Raw genomic sequence first — 17,724 nt, 5'->3', positions numbered from 1 at the left:
CGCTCAGGGGCCGGACGGCCCGCGACCGACGCTACGCGGAGCCTCCGGGACCGTCACGGTGTTGACACGTCGCGGGACGCGGGCTCAGAGCCAGCCCCACCGCTTGAAGAGCCGGTGCAGCACCACGCTCGAGGCGAGCATCGCCGCGAGCGCCGCCGGGTACCCCCACGCCACGTGCAGCTCGGGCATCACGTCGAAGTTCATGCCGTAGATGCTCGAGATCATGGTCGGCGCGAAGAAGATGGCCGCCCAGGCGGAGATCCGCTTGACCTCGTCGTTCTGCTGGTTGCCCACCTCCGCGAGCTTCTTCATGTCCTCGTTCTGGCGCTGGGCGACGAGGGTCGCGTTCACCGCCAGGATCTCCCGCAGCGTGGTGCGGAAGCCATCGACCCGCTCGGTGACGAGCGCGACGTGGTCGGCGACGTCGCGGATGTAGCGGCGCAGCTCCACATCCGACTGGAACACCTCGAAGTCGGTGACGAGCCGCCCGAGCATGCCGGTCAGCGGAGCGACCGCACGCTGGAAGTCCAGCACCTCCTGGCTGAGCTCGTAGATGCGTCGGGACACCGCCGGGTCGCCCTCGAAGACCTGCGCCTCGATCTCGTCGATGTCGTTCTCGAGACCGGCGACGACGGGCGAGTACTGATCCACGACGGCGTCGAGGATCGCGTACAGCACGGCGACCGGGCCGACGCGCAGCAGCTCCGGATCGGCCTCCATCCGCCGCCGCACCAGCGAGAGGTCGGGCTTCTCGGAGTGGCGGACCGTGACGACGAAGTTCGACCCCACGAACAGGTGGAGCTCGCCGAAATCGACCTCCTCGCGCTGGTCGGAGTAGCTGGCGGCGCGCAGCACCACGAACATGTCGCTGCCGTACCGCTCGAGCTTGGGCCTCTGGTGCGCGCTGATCGCGTCCTCGAGGGCGAGCGGGTGCATCGAGAACTCGTCCTCGAGCGCGGCGAGCTCGGCCGCGTTCGGCCGGTACAGCCCGATCCACGCCATGGCGTCGGGCAGCTTCTGCAGGGCGGCGAGCGCCTCCGGGATGCTGCCGGGTGAGACGACCCGGCGGCCGTCCTGGTAGATCGCGTTGTCGACCGTGCTGGTGCGGGCCGGCTCGTCGTCCGGGCGCAGACGCTGGATGGGAGCGGTGTCCTCGGCGGCGGCGCGGGTGCGCGAGCCCAGACCCAGGATCGTCGCGGGGACGCGGGGCAGCTTCACGACCATCTCCTCTGCTCGACCGACGCCCTATTGTGCACCTCCCGGTGAACGGGAGGTGTCCGCTGCGCCGCCGGTGTCGGAGGGCCTCACTAGCCTGGAGTCGCTCCCCCGGACGACGCAGAGGAAGGACGACCGTGAAGCTGCTGCACACCTCGGACTGGCACATCGGCCGCACCTTCCACGGGCACTCCACGACGGCGGCGCTCGCGACCGTGCTCGAGGCCCTGGTCGAGACGGTGCGGGCCGAGCGCGTGGACGCGGTGCTGATCGCCGGCGACGTCTTCGACTCCGCCGTGCCCGCCGCAGAGCACTACACCCTCCTCACCCGCACGCTCGAGGCGATCCGCGCGGCCGGCGCCGAGGTCGTCCTCACCAGCGGCAACCACGACTCCCCCGCCCGGCTCGGCTTCCAGGCCGGGCTCCTGCGCGGAGCGGGCGTCCACGTCCTCACCGACCCCGAGGCGTACGCCGAGCCGGTCGTGCTGCGCGACGCGTCCGGCCTCGAGGTCGGCGTCCACGGCATCCCCTTCCTCGAGCCCGCCCTCTACCGCCACCGGCACCCGGAGGAGCAGCTGCGCCGCCACGAGGACGTGCTCGCCTTCGCGATGGCGCGGGTGCGCGCCGCCGCCGAGGCGGCGGGCCGTCCCTGGGTCGTGCTCGCGCACTGCTTCGCGGTCGGAGCCCCGGCCGCGGTCCTCGAGCGCGACATCACGGCGGGCGGGCTCGACTACGTCTCGGTCGAGCACTTCGCCGCGGCCGACTACGCGGCGCTCGGGCACATCCACGGACGCGCCGAGCTGCTGCCGGGAGTGCGCTACTCCGGAGCGCCGCTGCACTACTCGTTCGGCGAGGCGTCGAAGCCGCGCGGCGCCTGGCTGGTGACGATCGGGCCCGAGGGGCTCGAGGGCGTCGAGTGGTCGCCGCTCCCCGTGCCGAGGAGGCTCAGCGTGATCGAGGGCGAGCTCCAGCAGCTGCTGCGCGATCCCTCCCTGGCCGAGGTGGAGGGCGACTGGGTCTCGGCGGTGCTCACCGATCCCGTGCGCCCGCTCGACGCGATGGCGCGCCTGCAGTCGCGCTTCCCCGGCTGCGCCACGCTCGAGCACCGGCCCCCGCACGCCGCGGCCGAGCCGCGCGCGTACGCCGAGCGGATCCGCGGGCGGAGCGACGTGGAGGTCGTCGACGACTTCCTCGCCCACGTCCGCGGCGGTCACGGCGCCACGGAGACCGAGCGCGCCCTCACCCTCGACGCGCTCGCGGCCATCGAGGCCGAGGCTCTGCGGTGAGGATCCGCCGACTCGCCTTCGCCGGACTCGGACCGTTCCGCGCCGAGCAGTGCGTCGACTTCGACCGGCTCGAGGACGTGGGCGTGTACCTCATCGCCGGGCGCACCGGAGCGGGCAAGTCGACGATCCTCGACGCGATCGCGTTCGCACTCTACGGCTCGGTCCCCCGCTTCGACGGCACCGCCTCGCGCCTCCGGAGCGACCACAGCGGCCCCGAGGACGAGACCTTCGCCGAGCTCGAGTTCGAGGCGGCGGGGCGCGTCTACCGCGTCCGGCGCTCGCCCGAGTACGAGCGGCCGAAGCGGCGCGGCACCGGCACCACGACCCAGCCGGCGAAGGTCGAGCTGCTGGAGCAGGTCGACGGCGCCTGGGTAGGGCTCTCGTCGAGCGCGAAGGAGGTGGGCGCCGACATCGGCCGGATCGTCGGCCTGACGAAGGACCAGTTCCTCCAGGTGATCCTGCTGGCGCAGAACCGCTTCCACGAGTTCCTGCTCGCGAAGAACGACGACCGGCAGCGGCTCCTGCGCACGCTCTTCGCGACCGAGCGCTTCGATCTGCTCCGCCGCCGCCTGCTCGAGCAGCGCGACGCGAGCGCCGTCGGGCTCGAGGAGGAGCGCGCGGCCGTGACGGCGCTCGCGGACGAGGCCGTCCGGCTCCTCGATGACGGAGCCGAGCCGCCTCTGCCGGACGCCGCCTGGTTCGCCGGGCTGCCGGCGCGGCTCGCCGCTCCGCTCGAGGCGGCCCGGGCCGGCTCCGCCGCGGCCGACGCGGCGCACGAGGCCGCGGGCACCGCTCTCGACGAGGCACGGCGCATCGCCCGGGGCCAGGAGCGGCGCCGGCGCGCCCTCATCGAGGCGGAGGAGCTCGTGGTCGCCGAGGCGCACGTCGAGCAGCAGCGGGCCGCGATCGAGCGCGCGCGCCGGGCCGACGGCGTGCTGCCGCTGCTCCGCTCCGCCCGGGCAGCCGCCGAGAAGGAGCGGGCCGCCCGGCAGCAGCGCGACCTCGCCGCCGACGCCTACGGGGACGCGTCCGGGGGCCCGGCCGCCGAGACGGCCGAACGGCTCGCCGCTGTCCTCGGCGCCCTCGCCGAGGCGCTGGCAGAGGAGCGCCGGCTCCCCGACGCGGAGCGCGTCACCGAGCGGTCCGCACGCGCCGAGCAGGCGGCGGCGACCGCGCTCGCGGGGATCGAGGCGGAGCTGCGCGAGCTGCCCGCCCGCGTCGACGCGCTCGCCGCCGAGGAGGAGTCCCTGGCCGGGGAGGCCGCCGCTGTCCCCACGCGCGTCGACGAGCTCGCCGCGCTCGAGCGGAGGATCGCCGCGGCCCTCGAGCGCGATCTCACTGCGGCGGGTCTGCAGCGGCTCGGCACGGCCTACGCCGACGCGGCGCGCGTCCACGGCGAGCGCGCCGCGGAGCAGGCCGCCCTGATCGCGCGCCGGTTCGCCGGGTTCGCCGGGGAGCTCGCCGAGCGGCTGGAGCCGGGGGAGCCCTGCCCCGTCTGCGGCTCGCGCGAGCACCCCCGCCCGGCCGAGCACGACGGCCCGACGACGGTCGGCACCGACGACCTCGACCGGGCCCGCGTCGCGGTGGAGCGCGCCGCCGCCGCCCTCGACGGCGCCCGCGAGCGCGAGGGAGCCGCGGCTCGGGCTCTCGCGGCGCTAGAGGAGCGCGTGGGCGAGGACGCGGATCCGGAGTCGCTCCGCCCGGCGCACGAGGAGCGGCTCGCCTCGGCGCGCCGCGCCGCCGCCCGCATGGAGGAGCTGCGGCGCGAGCGCATCCGGCTGCGCACCCGGATCGACGCTCTCACGACCGGGCGGGACGCCGCTCGTGAGGAGCACCGCGCCCGCGCCGACGAGTCCGCCCTCGCCGCTGAAGCGCTGCGGCTGCTGCGGGAGCGCGTCGAGGCCTTCCGCGACGGCGCGACGAGCGTCGCCTCGCGCGTCGAGCAGCTGAACGCCCAGCGCCGTCGTGCCGTCGCCCTGGTCGAGGCCGAGGAGGCGGCCGTCTCGCGGTCCGAGGCCGCCGCCGCCGCCCGGGAGGAGCTCGCCGAGGTCCTCGCCGAGCGCGGCTTCACGACCGCCGAGGAGGCCGAGTCGGCCGCGCTGGCCAGCGGGGACCGGGCGCGGGCCGAGGCCGTCGTCGCCGAGCACGAGCGACGGCGGAGCGCGACGGAGGCGGTGCTCGCCGACCCGGAGCTCCGCGGACTGCCGGGCACGGCCTTCGACCTCGCCGACGCCGAGGGGCGCTCGCGCGAAGCCTCCGCCCGTCGCGACGAGGCGCGAGCCGGCCTCTCCGTGCTCGAGCACCGCTCGGAGCGCCTGGCCGAGCTCACCGCGACGGCCGCGGGCCGCCTCGCGGTGCTGGGTGAGCGCCTCCGCCGCCACGAGGAGCTGCGCGCGCTGGCCGAGACCGTCTCCGGCCGGGGGCAGAACACGCGCCGGATGGACCTCGAGGCCTTCGCCCTCGCCGGACGCCTGGAGGAGATCGTGACCGCGGCGAACCTCCGCCTCGACGCGATGACCAGCGGCCGCTACGCCCTCGCCCACGACGACTCGCTCGCCTACCGCGGCGCCGCCTCCGGCCTCGGGATCGACGTGCTCGACGCCTTCACCGGCGTCCGCCGGCAGCCCGCCTCGCTCTCCGGTGGCGAGACGTTCCTCGCCTCGCTCGCCCTCGCCCTCGGCCTCGCCGATGTGGTGACAGCGCAGTCCGGCGGCATCTCGCTCGAGACCATGTTCATCGACGAGGGCTTCGGCTCGCTCGACGCCGAGACGCTCGAGACGGCGCTCAGCACGCTCGACGAGCTGCGGTCGGGCGGTCGGACGATCGGCCTGATCAGCCACGTCGACGCGATGCGCGAGCGGCTGCCGATCGGCCTCCGCGTCGCGGTGGGGCCGCGCGGCGACTCGACGATCCTCACCGGCTGAGCGGCCGCTCCCGGGCGAAGGGGCGACGACGGCCCGCTCCCTCCTCTCGCACTGCAGAAGCGAGCGCGCCCGCGCCCGCTGCTAGGGTCGTGCGCAGTGACACGGGGTGCCCGCCAGGGCTGAGAGAAGACCCGTTGAACCTGATCTAGTTCGTACTAGCGAAGGGATGTCGCGAATGAGCATTCGCACGCCTGTCCACCCGACCCTCCCCGCCGACACGGCGCCCGACCCGGCCTCCGTGGGTCGCGATCTCGCCGAGCTCCGCGCCGCCGGGCCCCTGGTGCAGTGCATCACGAACGCGGTCGTCACCGGCTTCACCGCCAACAGCCTTCTGGCCCTCGGCGCCAGCCCGGCGATGTGCGACCTGCCCGGCGAGGCGGGCGTCTTCGCGGGCCTCGCCTCCGCGGTGCTCGTCAACCTCGGCACGCCCGGAGCGGAGCAGCGCGAGGGTGCTCGCGAGGCGGTCGCCGCGGCCGGACGCGCCGGCACCCCCTGGGTGCTCGATCCGGTCGCCGTCGGCCCTCTGCCCGTCCGCACCGCTCTGGCGGTGGACCTGCTCGAGGCGCGGCCGGCGATCATCCGCGGCAACGCCTCCGAGATCCTCGCCCTCGCGGGAGCCGGTGCGGGCGGCCGCGGTGTGGACGCCGTCGACACCGCCGAGCAGGCGCTCGACTCCGCCCGCGTCCTCGCCCGCCGCACCGGCGGCGTGGTCGCCGTCTCGGGAGCGGTCGACCTCGTCACCGACGGCGAGCGGATCGTTCGGGTCACGGGGGGCCACCCGCTGCTGACCCGCGTGACCGGCGGCGGCTGCGCGCTCGGCGCCGTGATGGCGGCGTTCCTCGGCGCGGGCGCCCGCCCGCTCGACGCGGCCGTCAGCGCCTCCGCGGTCTGGGGCCTCGCCGCCGAGCGGGCCGCCGCTGCGAGCAGCGGTCCCGGGTCCTTCGCCGTCGGCCTCCTCGACGGCCTCGCTGCCCTCCAGCCGGCCGACGCCGAGGCCGGGGCGCGGATCGCATGAGCCTCGACCTCTCGCTCTACCTCGTCACGGACACCGCCCAGTGCGGCCCGCGCGGCGTGCCCGCCGTGGCCGCTGCCGCCGTCCGAGGCGGAGTCACGACCGTGCAGATCCGCGATCACGACGCCTCCGCCGCCGAGCTCGTCGCCCTGACCCGGGCCGTCGCCGCCGTCCTCGACGAGCGCACGACCCTGCTGGTCGACGACCGCGTCGACGTCGCCCTCGCCGCCCGCCTCGCGGGCGCCCGCGTCCACGGCGTCCACCTCGGGCAGTCCGACCTCCCCGTCACCGCCGCCCGCTCGCTGCTCGGTCCCGACGCGGTGATCGGGCTCACCGCGAACACCCCCGAGCACCTCGCCGCCGTCCGCGCCCTGCCCGCGGGGACGGTCGACTACCTCGGCGTCGGCGTCATCCGGCCCACCGCGACCAAGCCCGACCACCCCGCTCCCCTCGGTGTCGACGGGTTCGCCGCCCTCGCCGCGGCCGCGGCGCTGCCCTGCGTCGCCATCGGCGGAGTCGGAGCCGCGGACGCGGGGCCACTCCGCCTCGCCGGTGCGGCCGGGCTCGCGGTCGTGTCGGCGCTCTGCACGGCCGCCGACCCCGCGGCGGCCGCCCGCCTGATCCGAGCGGAGTGGGACCGATGACCGCCGGCGCCCGCGTCCCCCGTGTCCTCAGCATCGCCGGCACCGATCCGACCGGCGGTGCCGGCGTACAGGCCGACCTCAAGTCGATCGGCGCGCTCGGCGGCTACGGCATGGCGGTCGTCACCGCGCTCGTCGCGCAGAACACGCACGGGGTCCGCTCCGTGCACCTGCCACCCGCCGTGTTCCTCCGCGAGCAGCTCGACGCGGTGAGCGACGACGTCACGATCGACGCGGTGAAGATCGGGATGCTCGCCACGGCCGAGTACGCCGGAGTCGTCGCCGAGTGGCTCGACGAGGTCCGCCCGCCCGTCGTGGTCGTGGATCCGGTGATGGTCGCGACCAGCGGTCACCGGCTGCTCGCTCCCGAAGCCGAGGACGCCGTGCGCGACCTGCTCCTCCGCGCCGACCTGGTGACGCCGAACCTCCCCGAGCTGGGCGTGCTCGCCGGAGAGCCGACCGCCTCCGACTGGCCGGCCGCGCTCGCGCAGGGGGCGATGCTCGCCCGCGCCCTCGACGCCGCCGTGCTGGTGAAGGGCGGCCACCTCGACGGCCCCGCCACCCCGGACGCGATCGTCACCCCCGACGGCCTCGTGCGCGAGGTCCCCGGCGAGCGTGTCGCCACCTCGAACACGCACGGCACCGGGTGCTCGCTCTCGTCCGCGATGGCGACGCTCCTGGCCGGGCGCGACACCTCCTCCGACGCCCTGGTCGAGGCGCTGACGGAGGCCAAGGAGTGGCTGACCGGCGCCCTGCGCGCCGCCGACGCTCTCGAGGTCGGCTCCGGCAACGGCCCGATCGACCACTTCCACCGGCAACGTCCTCCGGCGTTCTGCGCGGACGTCTGGGAGAGGACCCGGACCCTCCGCGACGAGATCGACGCGCTCCCGTTCGTGCGGGCCCTCGGCGACGGCTCCCTCGGGCGGGAGGACTTCGAGTGGTACCTCGAGCAGGACGCTCTCTACCTCACCGAGTACGCCCGCGTCCTGGCCGTGGCGGCGCAGCGCGCGCCGACCACCGCCGAGCAGGTCTTCTGGGCCGAGGGCTCGGCGTCCGCCCTCGCGGCGGAGGCGCAGCTGCACCGCGACCGGCTCGGGACCAGGGACGCGGCTCCCGCGCCCGCGACCCGCGGCTACACCGACCACCTGCTCGCGGTCGCCGCGGGCGGCGGCTACGGCGAGATCGTCGCCGCCCTGCTCCCCTGCTTCTGGCTCTACGCCGACGTCGGGTCGCGCCTCGCCGCCTCCGGGCACCCCGAGCACCCCTACGCGGACTGGCTGCTCACCTACGGCGACCCGGTCTTCGCGACGGCCACCGAGCGGGCGATCGAGTTCACGGAGCAGGCCGCCCGCGACGCCTCACCGAGGGAGCGCGCCGCGATGAGGGACGCGTTCCTGCGGTCGAGTTCGTTCGAGAAGGACTTCTTCGCCGCACCGCTCGCCCGGACCGGCTGAGCTCTCAGCCGGCCCGGCCGGGTGCGCTCAGCCGATCGCCTCGCGCAGGACGTGCATGAGGGCGTCCAGCTGCACCGTGTCGGCCGAGGCCGTCTCGGCGTCCGCGCCGTCGAGCGCCCGGGCGGCGAGACCGGCCTTGGCGTCGATGAGCTCCGCGATCTTCGCGTCGATCGTGTGCGCCGCGATGATCCTCCACGCCGTCACCGGCTCCTCCTGGCCGATGCGGTGCACGCGGTCGATCGCCTGCGTCTGCTCGGCCGAGGTCCACGACAGCTCGGCGAGCACCACGTTGGAGGACGCCTGCAGGTTCACGCCGACTCCCGCCGCGGTGAGCGAGCAGACGGCGACAGAGACGTCCGGGTCCTCGTTGAAGGCGTCGATCTGCGTCTGGCGGAACGCCGCGGTCTGGTCGCCGCGGATGGAGACGGACGTCAGCTCGCGCTTCTCGAAGGTGTCCTCCGCCTGGTCCATCACGTCGATGTGCTTCGCGAAGAAGACGACCTTGCCCACCGAGCGGGCCAGCTGCGAGGCGTAGTCGGCGGCCAGCGCCGCCTTGGCCTGGCCGATCCGGCGCACCATGGTGAAGACGTTCTCGCCGGTCTTGGCCGACTTCGACTCCTCGAGCTCGCTCTGCGCCACGATGCGGATGAACCGCTCGCGCTCGTCGTCGTCGAGCTCGTGCGTGATCGAGGAGGTGACCGCCCTGAAGCGCTGCAGCATGCGGGCGCCGAGCTCGCGCTCGGCCTTCTGGATGGAGCGGCCGAGGTCGTCGTCCAGCTCGACGGGCAGATCGACGATCCGCTTCGACGGCAGGTCGGCGGCGACGTCGATCTTCTTGCGCCGGACGATGCCGAGGTCGATCACGGCCTCGCGCGCCTCCGGGTAGAAGCCCGTGTCGGCGGGGGTGAGGCCGGTCTCCTCGAGGCGGCCCATCAGCTCCGGTCCCGGCTTGGTCTCGTCGATCCAGCCGAGGAAGCGCCAGATGGCGCGGAAGTCGTCGACGTCGTTGATCAGCGGGGTGCCGGTCAGCGCGATCATCAGCGGATCGTGCCCCGGAGTGGTCTCACGGATCCTCGACGCCAGCGCGAGCACGCTCTGCGAGCGCTGCGAGCGGAGGTTCTTGATGAAGTGCGCCTCGTCGACGACCATGCCGCGGAAGCCCAGGCTCCCGAGCCAGCCGATGTGCCGGTCGAGGATGTCGTAGTTGACGATGACCACGTCGGCGAACGCGTCGAGCGTGCCGCCGTCTCCGTGGATGACCGTGGCGCGCCGCTGCGGGGTCCAGTGCTCGACCTCGCGCGCCCAGTTCATCTTGACCACGTTCGGCACCACCGCGAGCAGCGGGTACGCCCCGACCACCGAGGCGGCGAGGAGGCTCTGCGCGGTCTTGCCCAGACCCGGCTCGTCGGCGAGCAGGAAGCTGCGGTGCCCCTCGCGGGCGCTCTCGATGAAGCGCGCCTGGTGCGGCATCAGCTCGCGGCCGCGCGGCGAGACCCGGTCGAGCTTCGGCGGCTCCGGGAGCTCCATGCTCGCGGCCCGTCCGCCCGCTCCGTACTCGAACGCCTTGAAGAGCGGCCCGAGCAGCTCCCAGTCGTCGAGCCGGCGGCGCGGCGCCGGGGCCGAGGCCTCGGCGATCGAGAAGTCCGGCGGGAGGAAGGGGTTCGCCAGCTGCCGGGCGCGCACCGACTGCGGCACGACCTGGTTGACCGGCACCTCGGGCTTGGGCTCCGGCTCGGTCACGATGAGCAGCTCGTCGGGGCTGAGCTCCGCGCCCGCCTCGAGCAGCCAGTCGCGGCGGAGCTTCTGCGCGGCCGCCGTGACGCCGGCCTCCGATTCGAGCAGCGCGATCAGGCTGGTGTCGCGGGCGGCCGTCTTGGCCAGGATCGTGGCGATGCCGTCGAGGCGCTTCATCTCCTCGGCGCGCTGCGCGTCGCTGAGCGAGGGATCGACCTTGACCCGCTTGCGCTCCTCGCGCATCAGGAGGGCGATCACCAGGAACTTCGTCCGGTTGGTCGGTCCGACCTTGCCGGTCTGGGCCTTCGCCTCCACCTCGCGGACGCGGCGGGCGAGGATCGGGATGATCCCCGCGTTGTCCACGCCGCGCGAGCGCGATCGGGGTCGGCTCCCGGCGGCGTTCGACGCTCGTCGCGTCTGACCGGACTGACGCTGGCCGCTGCGAGCCATGCTCCTCCTCGATGTGTGACGGGGGGCGGAGGAGGGGTTCCCGCGCGCTGCCGTCGCCGTGCATCCGCCGGATCGCCTCCGGAGAGGCGTCGGGCGTCGGTGCATCCGGTGGCCGTCGGGAGCTCCGAGCAACGGGTCTGGGACCCGGTCGCAGCATCCCCGGCGTGCGGGTGCGCCGCCAGTCTACTCCTCGGGGCGGTCCGGTCGGCGCTCCGCCGCGCGGACGGTCGCGCTCGTCGTCATTCCGGGGTCGGGACGCGGATGACGAGGCCCGCCGCCACGAAGACGCCGACCGCGGCGAGGCTCAGCGAGGACCAGATCGCGTCCGGGAAGGCGAACGGCAGCACCGGGTTCCACAGCACGAGCACCGGGACGAGCCCGATCAGCCAGAGGAGTGCGCGCGCCTGGATCGCGAACCAGCCGATGACCGCCGCGAGGATCGCGACCGGGTAGCGGATGAAGTCGTAGGCGTCGGAGCCGACGAGGGCGAGCCCTGCCAGCAGCACGATCGCGCCGAGGATCCCGGGCGCGAGCGCCATGCGGGCGCGGTCGCGCGAGGGGTAGCGGGCGGCGGTCGCGCGGGACGGCTTGCGGGTGCTCACCCCTCGATCGTAGGCGCGCATACCCCGCCCGGGTACCGCCTGCGGCGCGTAGGCTGGAGGAGTGATCGAGGACCTCAAGAAGCGCTCGCTGCACCGTGCCCGGATTCTGGGCGGCCAGATGCGCGGCCTCGAGCGGATGATCGAGAACGAGGACTACTGCGTCGACATCGTCACGCAGTCCCTCGCGATCCAGAAGTCGCTCGGCTCGCTCAACAAGCTCATCGTCGAGAACCACCTCCGCACGCACATCACCGCGATGTTCGAGGAGGGCGGAGACGCCCGCGAGGCGGCGATCGCCGAGCTCGTGAAGATCTTCGAGCTCTCCAACAACCGCTCGTGACCGCAGGCCTCGTCGCCGCGGCGCGGGTGCGCCCGCTGCTGCTCGACGGGGGCCTGGGCACGGAGCTGGAGGCGCAGGGCGCCGCGGTGGACTCCTCGCTCTGGAGCGCCCGGGTCCTGCTGGAGGAGCCCGGCCGGGTCGTCGCCGCGCACCGCGCCTTCGCCGAGGCGGGCGCCCGGGTCGCGGTGACCGCGAGCTACCAGGTGTCCGCGAGCGGATTCGCGGCCGCGGGCCTGGCCCCGGGCCTCGCGGAGCGCGCCCTCCGGGAGAGCGTCGACCTGGCCCGGCGCGCGCAGAGCGGCTGGGTCGCCGCCTCCGTCGGCCCTTAAGGCGCGAGCCTCGGCGACGGCTCCGAGTACCGCGGCGACGACGGCCTCACCGGCGGCGAGCTCGCCGCCTGGCACCGCCCGCGCCTGGAGACCCTGGCCGCGGCCGGGCCCGACCTGCTCGCTGTCGAGACCATCCCGTCGGTGCGGGAGGTGCGGGCCGTCGTGAAGGCCCTCGCGGGCTCCTCGGTCCCCGCCTGGATCTGCGTGAGCGGCCGTTCGGGCCGCACCGCGTCCGGCGAGCCCCTGGCCGAGGCGCTCGCCGTCGCCGCCGCCTCCGAGGAGGTCGTCGGCGTGGGAGTGAACTGCTGCCCGCCCGGCGACGTCGCCGAGGCGGTCCGCATCGCCCGCTCCGTCACCGGCAAGCTGGTCGTCGTGTACCCGAACAGCGGCGAGGAGTGGGACGCCGTCGAGCGTCGCTGGGCAGGCGACGCGGCCTTCGACCCCGCGCTGGTCGCCTCCTGGCGCGCGGCGGGAGCGGATCTGATCGGCGGCTGCTGCCGCGTGGGACCTGCGGCGATCGCTGCCCTCGGACGAAGCCTGGAGGAGGAGTCGTGATCACCCTGAGAGCCGTGCGCGGCGACCTCACCCGCGAGCACGTCGACGCGATCGTGAACGCGGCGAACTCGTCGCTCCTCGGCGGCGGCGGCGTCGACGGCGCGATCCACCGCGCGGGCGGGCCGGAGATCCTCGCCGAGTGCCGCCGGCTCCGCGGGGCCGAGCTGCCGGACGGCCTGCCCGCCGGCTCCGCGGTCGCCACGACCGCCGGCCGCCTCCCCGCCCGCTGGGTCGTGCACACCGTCGGTCCCGTCCACTCGTGGTCGGAGGACCGCAGCGCCGTCCTCGCCTCGGCCTCCCGCGAGTCGGTGCGCACCGCTGTCGGCCTCGGCGCGCGGACGCTCGCCTTCCCGGCCGTCTCGGCAGGCGTCTACGGCTGGCCGATGGACGACGCGGCGCGCATCGCGGTGGAGACGGTCCGCGAGGCGACCGCGGACGGCGCACTCGACGAGGTCCGGTTCGTCCTCTTCTCCGCGGACGCCCTCGCGGCCTTCGAGGCCGCCCTGGCCGCGGAATGACGGAGGGGGAGCCGACCCTGCGGTCGACTCCCCCTCCACTGTGCTGCGCTAGGCCGTCTTCGGCCGCGCGAACTCGTCGTAGGGCAGCGTGATCGGGCGGGTCCGCGGAGGCATCCGCACGACCGCCTCGAGCGCCGGGCCCAGTGCCTCGCGCCAGGCGCGGTAGCCGTCCTCGTTGAGGTGCAGGCCGTCCGGCGAGTACTGCTCGAGCAGTCCGCCGTCCTCCCCCGCGAGCACCGGCCACAGGTCGAGGTAGCCTGCGTGCGCCGTGGGCGCGAACTGCCACAGGTGGCGGTTGATCTCGCGGATCTGCGGTGCGAACTCGTGTCCGCGCGGCAGGACCGAGGTCACCAGGATGCGCACGTCCGGAAGATCGCGCCGGAACGTCGCGACGATCGTCTCGATGTTGCGCACGACGTGCTCCGTCGTGCGGTGCCAGGCGAGATCGTTGGTGCCGATCAGCAGCACCACCGTGTCCGGCTCCTGCGCGACCAGCTCGGCGAGCCGCGCGACGACGTCCGCCGTGGTGGCCCCTCCGACTCCCTCGTCGACGACCGTCGACTCCGTCAGCCACTCGCCCCAGGCTCCCGCCTGGATGATGCTGTCCCCGATGAAGAGGACCTTCCCCAGCTGGAGTCCGCGCCCCGCGTCCGTACTCGACCGTTCGCTCATCGTGCTCCTCTCGTCGGCGTCCCGGGCGGCCTCGCGGCCGCCGGACCCCTCCATTGTCACCGCTGCACCCGGCGCCCGCCAGGGGAGCGCTCGTCGCCGGAGTCCGGCAGGTCGGCCGCGGTGGCCGTGATGCGGTTGGCCATGCCGTTGAAGATGATGCCGTGGAAGGGCAGGATCGCGAACCAGTAGAGCCTGCCCGCGAGGCCCTGCGGGAAGAAGACCGCACGCTGCGTGTAGACCGAGCCGCCGTCTACGGAGGGCTCGGCGCGCATCTCGAGCCAGGCCCCGCCGGGCACCTTCATCTCGGCGCGCAGGCGCAGGAGCTTCGGCCGCTCGATCTCCTCGACGCGCCAGAAGTCGAGGGCGTCGCCGGCGTGCAGGCGCGCGGAGTCGCGGCGCCCGCGCTGCAGGCCCACTCCCCCGACGAGGCGGTCCATCCAGCCGCGGATCACCCATGCGAGCGGGAAGGAGTACCAGCCGTTGGTGCCGCCGATGCCCTCGATGACGCGCCAGAGCTTGGCCGGGTCGGCCTGGGTGCGGCGCTCCTTGAGGTCCACGTAGACCGTGTGGCCGGCCCACTCCGGGTCGCTCGGCAGCGGATCGCTGGGAGCGCCGACGACCTCCGCGTTCTGCCAGCTCGTCTCGATCTCGCCCGCCTGCATCTTTCCCAGCGCGAGCCGGACGGCGCGGCGGTAGGAGGTCAGCCCGCCCTCGGGGTCGGGGATGAGCGCGCGGATGTCCTGCTCGTGCACGACGCAGTCGTACTGCAGCGAGGCGATGATGGGCACCGCGAGCGAGCGCGGGATCGGCGTGACCAGGTTGACCCACTGCGAGGCCAGCCACGGGGTGAACACCGGCAGGGACGCGATCGGCCGCTGCGGGAGCCCGGCCTCGACCGCGTAGCCGTTCATCATCTGGCCGTAGCGGAGCACGTCGGGCCCGCCGATGTCGAAGGTGCGGTTGAGCGTGGCGTCCTCGAGCGACGCGGAGCCGATCAGGTAGTGCAGCACGTCGCGCACGGCGATCGGCTGGATGAAGTTGCGCACCCACTGCGGCGCGGGCATGTACGGCAGCACGTCGGTGAGGTGGCGCACCATCTCGAACGAGGTCGACCCGGAGCCGATGATCACGCCCGCCTGCAGGGCGATCGTCGGCACTCCCGACTCCATCAGGATCCGGCCCACCTCCGCGCGCGAGCGGAGGTGCTTAGAGAGCTCCTGGCCCTCGGGGTGCAGGCCGCCCAGGTAGACGATGCGGCCGACGCCGGCCGACTCCGCGGCCGTGGCGACGTTGTGCGCGGCGCGGCTCTCGACCTCCTCGAAGTGGGCGTGATCGTTGCCCGAGCCCATCGAGTGGACGAGGTAGTAGAGGACGTCGACGCCCTCGACCGCGGCCTCCAGCGACTCCGGATCGCCGAGATCGCCCTGGGCGACCTCGACCTCCTCCGCCCACGGCACGTCGACCAGCTTGCGCGGGTCGCGCACCAGGACGCGCACCCGGAAGCCCGCCTCGAGGAGGCGCGGCGTCAACCGGCCGCCGATGTAGCCGGTCGCGCCGGTGACGAGCGCGAGGGGGCGCGCCGAGTCGGAGGGGGTTTCGCTCATGCGGCCACGGTACGCCGATGGCCCCGGGACCTCTCCCGCTGGTGCGGGCCCGCGGCCCCTGCTAGGCGGCGCCCGGCATCCCGCTCAGTCGATGCCGAGGACCTCGCGGACCTGCACCACGTCGTGGTTCATCTGGCGGATGAGGGGCTCGACGCCCTCGTAGGCGACCTGGCCGCGGATCCGGCCGACGAACGCCACGTCGACCACGCGATCGTAGAGGTCGAGGGTGTCGAGCGTCTGATCGAGCACGTACGCCTCGACCTGCTTGGGCGGCACTCCGACGAAGGTCGGGTTGCTGCCGACCGAGATCGCGGCGGGATGCGTGACGCCGTCGGTGGTGAGCCGGCCCGCGTAGACGCCGTCGGCCGGGATCAGGCCCTGCGACTCCGGCGAGAGGTTCGCGGTCGGGAAGCCCAGCTCGCGGCCGCGCTTCGCTCCGTGCACGACCACGCCGCGGACGACGGGCTCGTGCCCGAGCAGGCGCGTCGCGTGCTCCACATCGCCCTCGGCCAGCAGCTCGCGGATCCAGGTGGAGGAGACGCGGCGCCCGTCCTCGGGCCGCACGTCGTCGATCAGCTCCACCTCGAATCCGTGCTGCCCGCCAAGCACGCGCAGCAGGTCGACGTCGCCCGCTCCCCGGGCGCCGAAGCGGAAGTCGGAGCCGACGAGGACCACGCGGGCCTCGAGCGCCTCCACCAGCACCTGCTCGACGAACTGCTCGGGCGAGAGCGCCCGGAACGCCTCGTCGAAGGTGAGCAGCAGCGTCGCGTCCACGCCGGTCCCGGCGAGGAGCTCGAGCTTCTGCTCGTTGCCGACCAGGACGGGCGGGCACTTCTCCGGCGCGATCACGCTGAGCGGATTGCGGTCGAAGGTGACGACGACGGCGGCGAGCCCCTGCTCGCGGGCCCGCTCGTGCAGCCGGCCGATGACGGCCCGATGCCCGGAGTGGACGCCGTCGAACTTGCCGATCGTGACGGCGGAGGGTCCGATCCCGGCCAGGTCGCCGGGGCGGGTCTCGACGCGCATCAGGCGGCCGCCCGGGCCGTGCGCCGCCCCTGCACGCGGAGCCACCAGAGACCGAGCACGGGCAGGACGAGCGGGATGAGCAGGTAGCCGGCGCCGAAGGCCGCCCACACCGTCGACTGGCGCCCGAACGGGTCGGCGCTCGCGAGCCCGAGGAGCTGCGGAGCGAGGAGGCTGAGCGCGCCGACCACGAGCACGCCCACCAGCTCGAAGGTGATCGTCACCCACGCGACCCGCTGCCAAGCGCGGCCCGGGACGATCAGGGCGATCGTCGCGACGATGTACACGACGGCCGAGAGCGCCGAGAGCGAGAACGCCAGCGGCGCCTCGTCGAACCGGTCGATGATCTGGAAGACGGAGCGCCCCGTCGCGGCGAGCGCGAGGATCCCGTAGACCACGACCAGGAGGCTGCCGATCCCGCGCGAGCGGGCGGAACGGGTCGGCTCTCCGCTCCCGGGGGCCGAGGGGACTGAGGGGTCGTGAGCGGCCCGTCCGGACGCATCGCTGGCTGGTTTCGACATCGCACGTCCATGCTAGGCGCTCGCCGGGCCGGGCCCGGTGGCGGGCCCGATCAGGCGCTCTGGAAGAACCAGATCTGGTGCATCCGGTAGACCATGACCGCGATCGAGAGGCAGGCGACGCCCAGGATCACGGTGCTCCAGCGGCTCCGCTCGATGAGCGCCCAGAACCCGGCAGCGAGCGGCAGGAGCAGCGCCGAGATCAGGTAGATGTAGTACTCCGGCAGGCTCCCCGACGGGCGGTTGCCGACCAGCGGCGACACGATCGCGACCGCCAGCTGGACGATCAGCAGCAGCTCGACGATCGCCGTCGCGCCGACCGAGACGTCCGAGGGACGGCGGGCGAGCAGCCCGAGCACGAGGCAGAGCAGGCCGGCCGCGACGGCGATCCCCACCTGGAGGATCGTGAACCACTCGATCACGAGGCGGCCGTCCGCAGGTCCTCGGTCGGGAAGTTGACGACGCTCTTGAGCTGGGTGCCGCGCCGCTCGGCGAGGCCGATCAGCCGCTCCCCCGGGCCGACCGCGGCGAGGAGGCCCTTCGCGCCCGCCACCGCCTCCGGGGCCGGGATGCGCTTGCCGTTCGCGAGATCGCCCGCCTCCTGGGCGTCGAGGCGCAGCAGGGGGAACAGCTCGCCCGCCACGAGCGTCGGCGGCAGGAGCGCGGCGGGGACGTCGAGCTCGTCGATCTCGCCGGCCTGGGCCACGGAGAAGGGGCCGACCGCGGTGCGCCGCAGCGCGGTCAGGTGGCCGCCGACTCCGAGGGACGCGCCCAGGTCGCGGGCGAGCGCGCGGATGTAGGTGCCGGAGGAGCAGGTGACGCGCACGTCCAGGTCGAGGAACCCCTC

15 protein-coding genes, 2 pseudogenes and 1 riboswitch are annotated in these 17,724 nt (G+C 74.3%); of the genes and pseudogenes, 8 read left to right on the top strand and 9 right to left on the bottom strand.

From position 1 onward, the window contains the following. Positions 1-84 precede the first annotated feature (84 nt). Positions 85-1,224: a magnesium and cobalt transport protein CorA gene (locus tag C5C82_RS00085; RefSeq protein ID WP_104223070.1), complete on the bottom strand. Its 1,140-nt coding sequence runs from the start codon at positions 1,222-1,224 to the stop codon at positions 85-87. Positions 1,225-1,352: 128 nt separating this feature from the next. Here C5C82_RS00085 and C5C82_RS00080 point away from each other — a divergent pair, with 128 nt between their 5' ends. The 5 genes from C5C82_RS00080 (at position 1,353) to thiD (ending at position 8,532) form a co-directional block, all read left to right on the top strand. Continuing rightward, positions 1,353-2,501, top strand: coding sequence for an exonuclease SbcCD subunit D (locus C5C82_RS00080; RefSeq protein ID WP_104295017.1), 1,149 nt, complete (start codon positions 1,353-1,355; stop codon positions 2,499-2,501). After that, positions 2,498-5,425, top strand: coding sequence for an AAA family ATPase (locus C5C82_RS00075; RefSeq protein ID WP_104295016.1), 2,928 nt, complete (start codon positions 2,498-2,500; stop codon positions 5,423-5,425). The genes C5C82_RS00080 and C5C82_RS00075 overlap by 4 nt, the downstream gene beginning before the upstream one ends. A gap of 92 nt (positions 5,426-5,517) precedes the next feature. After that, a riboswitch (TPP riboswitch) is annotated at positions 5,518-5,609 on the top strand. Next, entirely contained in the window at positions 5,601-6,440 is an 840-nt protein-coding gene (thiM, locus tag C5C82_RS00070; RefSeq protein WP_104295015.1) for a hydroxyethylthiazole kinase, read from the top strand. Its footprint overlaps the riboswitch before it by 9 nt. Further along, positions 6,437-7,081, top strand: a complete 645-nt coding sequence (gene thiE, locus C5C82_RS00065; RefSeq protein WP_104233786.1) for a thiamine phosphate synthase — start codon at positions 6,437-6,439, stop codon at positions 7,079-7,081. The genes thiM and thiE overlap by 4 nt, the downstream gene beginning before the upstream one ends. Beyond that, complete coding sequence (gene thiD / locus C5C82_RS00060) at positions 7,078-8,532, top strand: bifunctional hydroxymethylpyrimidine kinase/phosphomethylpyrimidine kinase (protein ID WP_104233787.1); 1,455 nt, start codon at positions 7,078-7,080, stop codon at positions 8,530-8,532. The genes thiE and thiD overlap by 4 nt, the downstream gene beginning before the upstream one ends. A gap of 27 nt (positions 8,533-8,559) precedes the next feature. Here thiD and C5C82_RS00055 read toward each other — a convergent pair whose 3' ends face one another. Both C5C82_RS00055 and C5C82_RS00050 read right to left on the bottom strand, forming a co-directional pair. Continuing rightward, positions 8,560-10,716: a DEAD/DEAH box helicase gene (locus C5C82_RS00055; protein WP_104225603.1), complete on the bottom strand. Its 2,157-nt coding sequence runs from the start codon at positions 10,714-10,716 to the stop codon at positions 8,560-8,562. Between the two features lie 239 nt (positions 10,717-10,955). Then, positions 10,956-11,318: a DUF6804 family protein gene (locus C5C82_RS00050; RefSeq protein WP_244229446.1), complete on the bottom strand. Its 363-nt coding sequence runs from the start codon at positions 11,316-11,318 to the stop codon at positions 10,956-10,958. Between the two features lie 61 nt (positions 11,319-11,379). On the opposite strand from C5C82_RS00050, the gene C5C82_RS00045 reads away from it, so the two are divergent. From C5C82_RS00045 to C5C82_RS00035, 3 genes and pseudogenes are all read left to right on the top strand, one after another. Then, a complete protein-coding gene (locus C5C82_RS00045; RefSeq protein WP_104223062.1) occupies positions 11,380-11,658 on the top strand; it encodes a metal-sensitive transcriptional regulator in 279 nt (92 codons plus the stop codon). After that, a pseudogene (gene mmuM / locus C5C82_RS00040) lies at positions 11,655-12,542 on the top strand (homocysteine S-methyltransferase). The gene C5C82_RS00045 and the pseudogene mmuM overlap by 4 nt, the downstream one beginning before the upstream one ends. After that, positions 12,542-13,060 (top strand): O-acetyl-ADP-ribose deacetylase, encoded by a 519-nt coding sequence (locus C5C82_RS00035; RefSeq protein ID WP_374953766.1) that lies wholly within the window; start codon positions 12,542-12,544, stop codon positions 13,058-13,060. Before mmuM ends, C5C82_RS00035 begins: the two are co-directional and overlap by 1 nt. Before the next feature lie 48 nt (positions 13,061-13,108). Here the strand turns inward: C5C82_RS00035 and C5C82_RS00030 are convergent, their stop codons facing one another. The 6 genes and pseudogenes from C5C82_RS00030 to C5C82_RS00005 form a co-directional block, all read right to left on the bottom strand. After that, positions 13,109-13,732, bottom strand: a complete 624-nt coding sequence (locus tag C5C82_RS00030) for a GDSL-type esterase/lipase family protein (protein WP_104225671.1) — start codon at positions 13,730-13,732, stop codon at positions 13,109-13,111. Positions 13,733-13,788: 56 nt separating this feature from the next. Beyond that, a complete protein-coding gene (locus C5C82_RS00025; protein ID WP_104295013.1) occupies positions 13,789-15,336 on the bottom strand; it encodes an SDR family oxidoreductase in 1,548 nt (515 codons plus the stop codon). 84 nt (positions 15,337-15,420) lie between these two features. Continuing rightward, on the bottom strand, positions 15,421-16,362 hold the full coding sequence (locus C5C82_RS00020) for a bifunctional riboflavin kinase/FAD synthetase (RefSeq protein ID WP_104233805.1): 942 nt from the start codon (positions 16,360-16,362) through the stop codon (positions 15,421-15,423). Further along, complete coding sequence (locus C5C82_RS00015) at positions 16,362-16,880, bottom strand: hypothetical protein (protein ID WP_258062831.1); 519 nt, start codon at positions 16,878-16,880, stop codon at positions 16,362-16,364. The genes C5C82_RS00020 and C5C82_RS00015 overlap by 1 nt, the downstream gene beginning before the upstream one ends. 50 nt (positions 16,881-16,930) lie before the next feature. After that, positions 16,931-17,299 carry a hypothetical protein gene (locus C5C82_RS00010; protein ID WP_104223058.1) on the bottom strand — a complete coding sequence of 123 codons (369 nt, stop codon included), beginning with the start codon at positions 17,297-17,299 and terminating at the stop codon, positions 16,931-16,933. Next, positions 17,296-17,724: pseudogene (locus tag C5C82_RS00005) on the bottom strand (tRNA pseudouridine(55) synthase TruB); the annotation flags it as partial. The gene C5C82_RS00010 and the pseudogene C5C82_RS00005, both read right to left, overlap by 4 nt.

Origin of the sequence: Rathayibacter sp. AY1D5, from assembly GCF_002932515.1 — a bacterium.
Lineage (GTDB): Bacteria > Actinomycetota > Actinomycetes > Actinomycetales > Microbacteriaceae > Rathayibacter.
The sequence above is the reverse complement of the archived record's forward strand: the minus strand, read 5'-3'. Positions and strand labels throughout refer to the sequence as shown.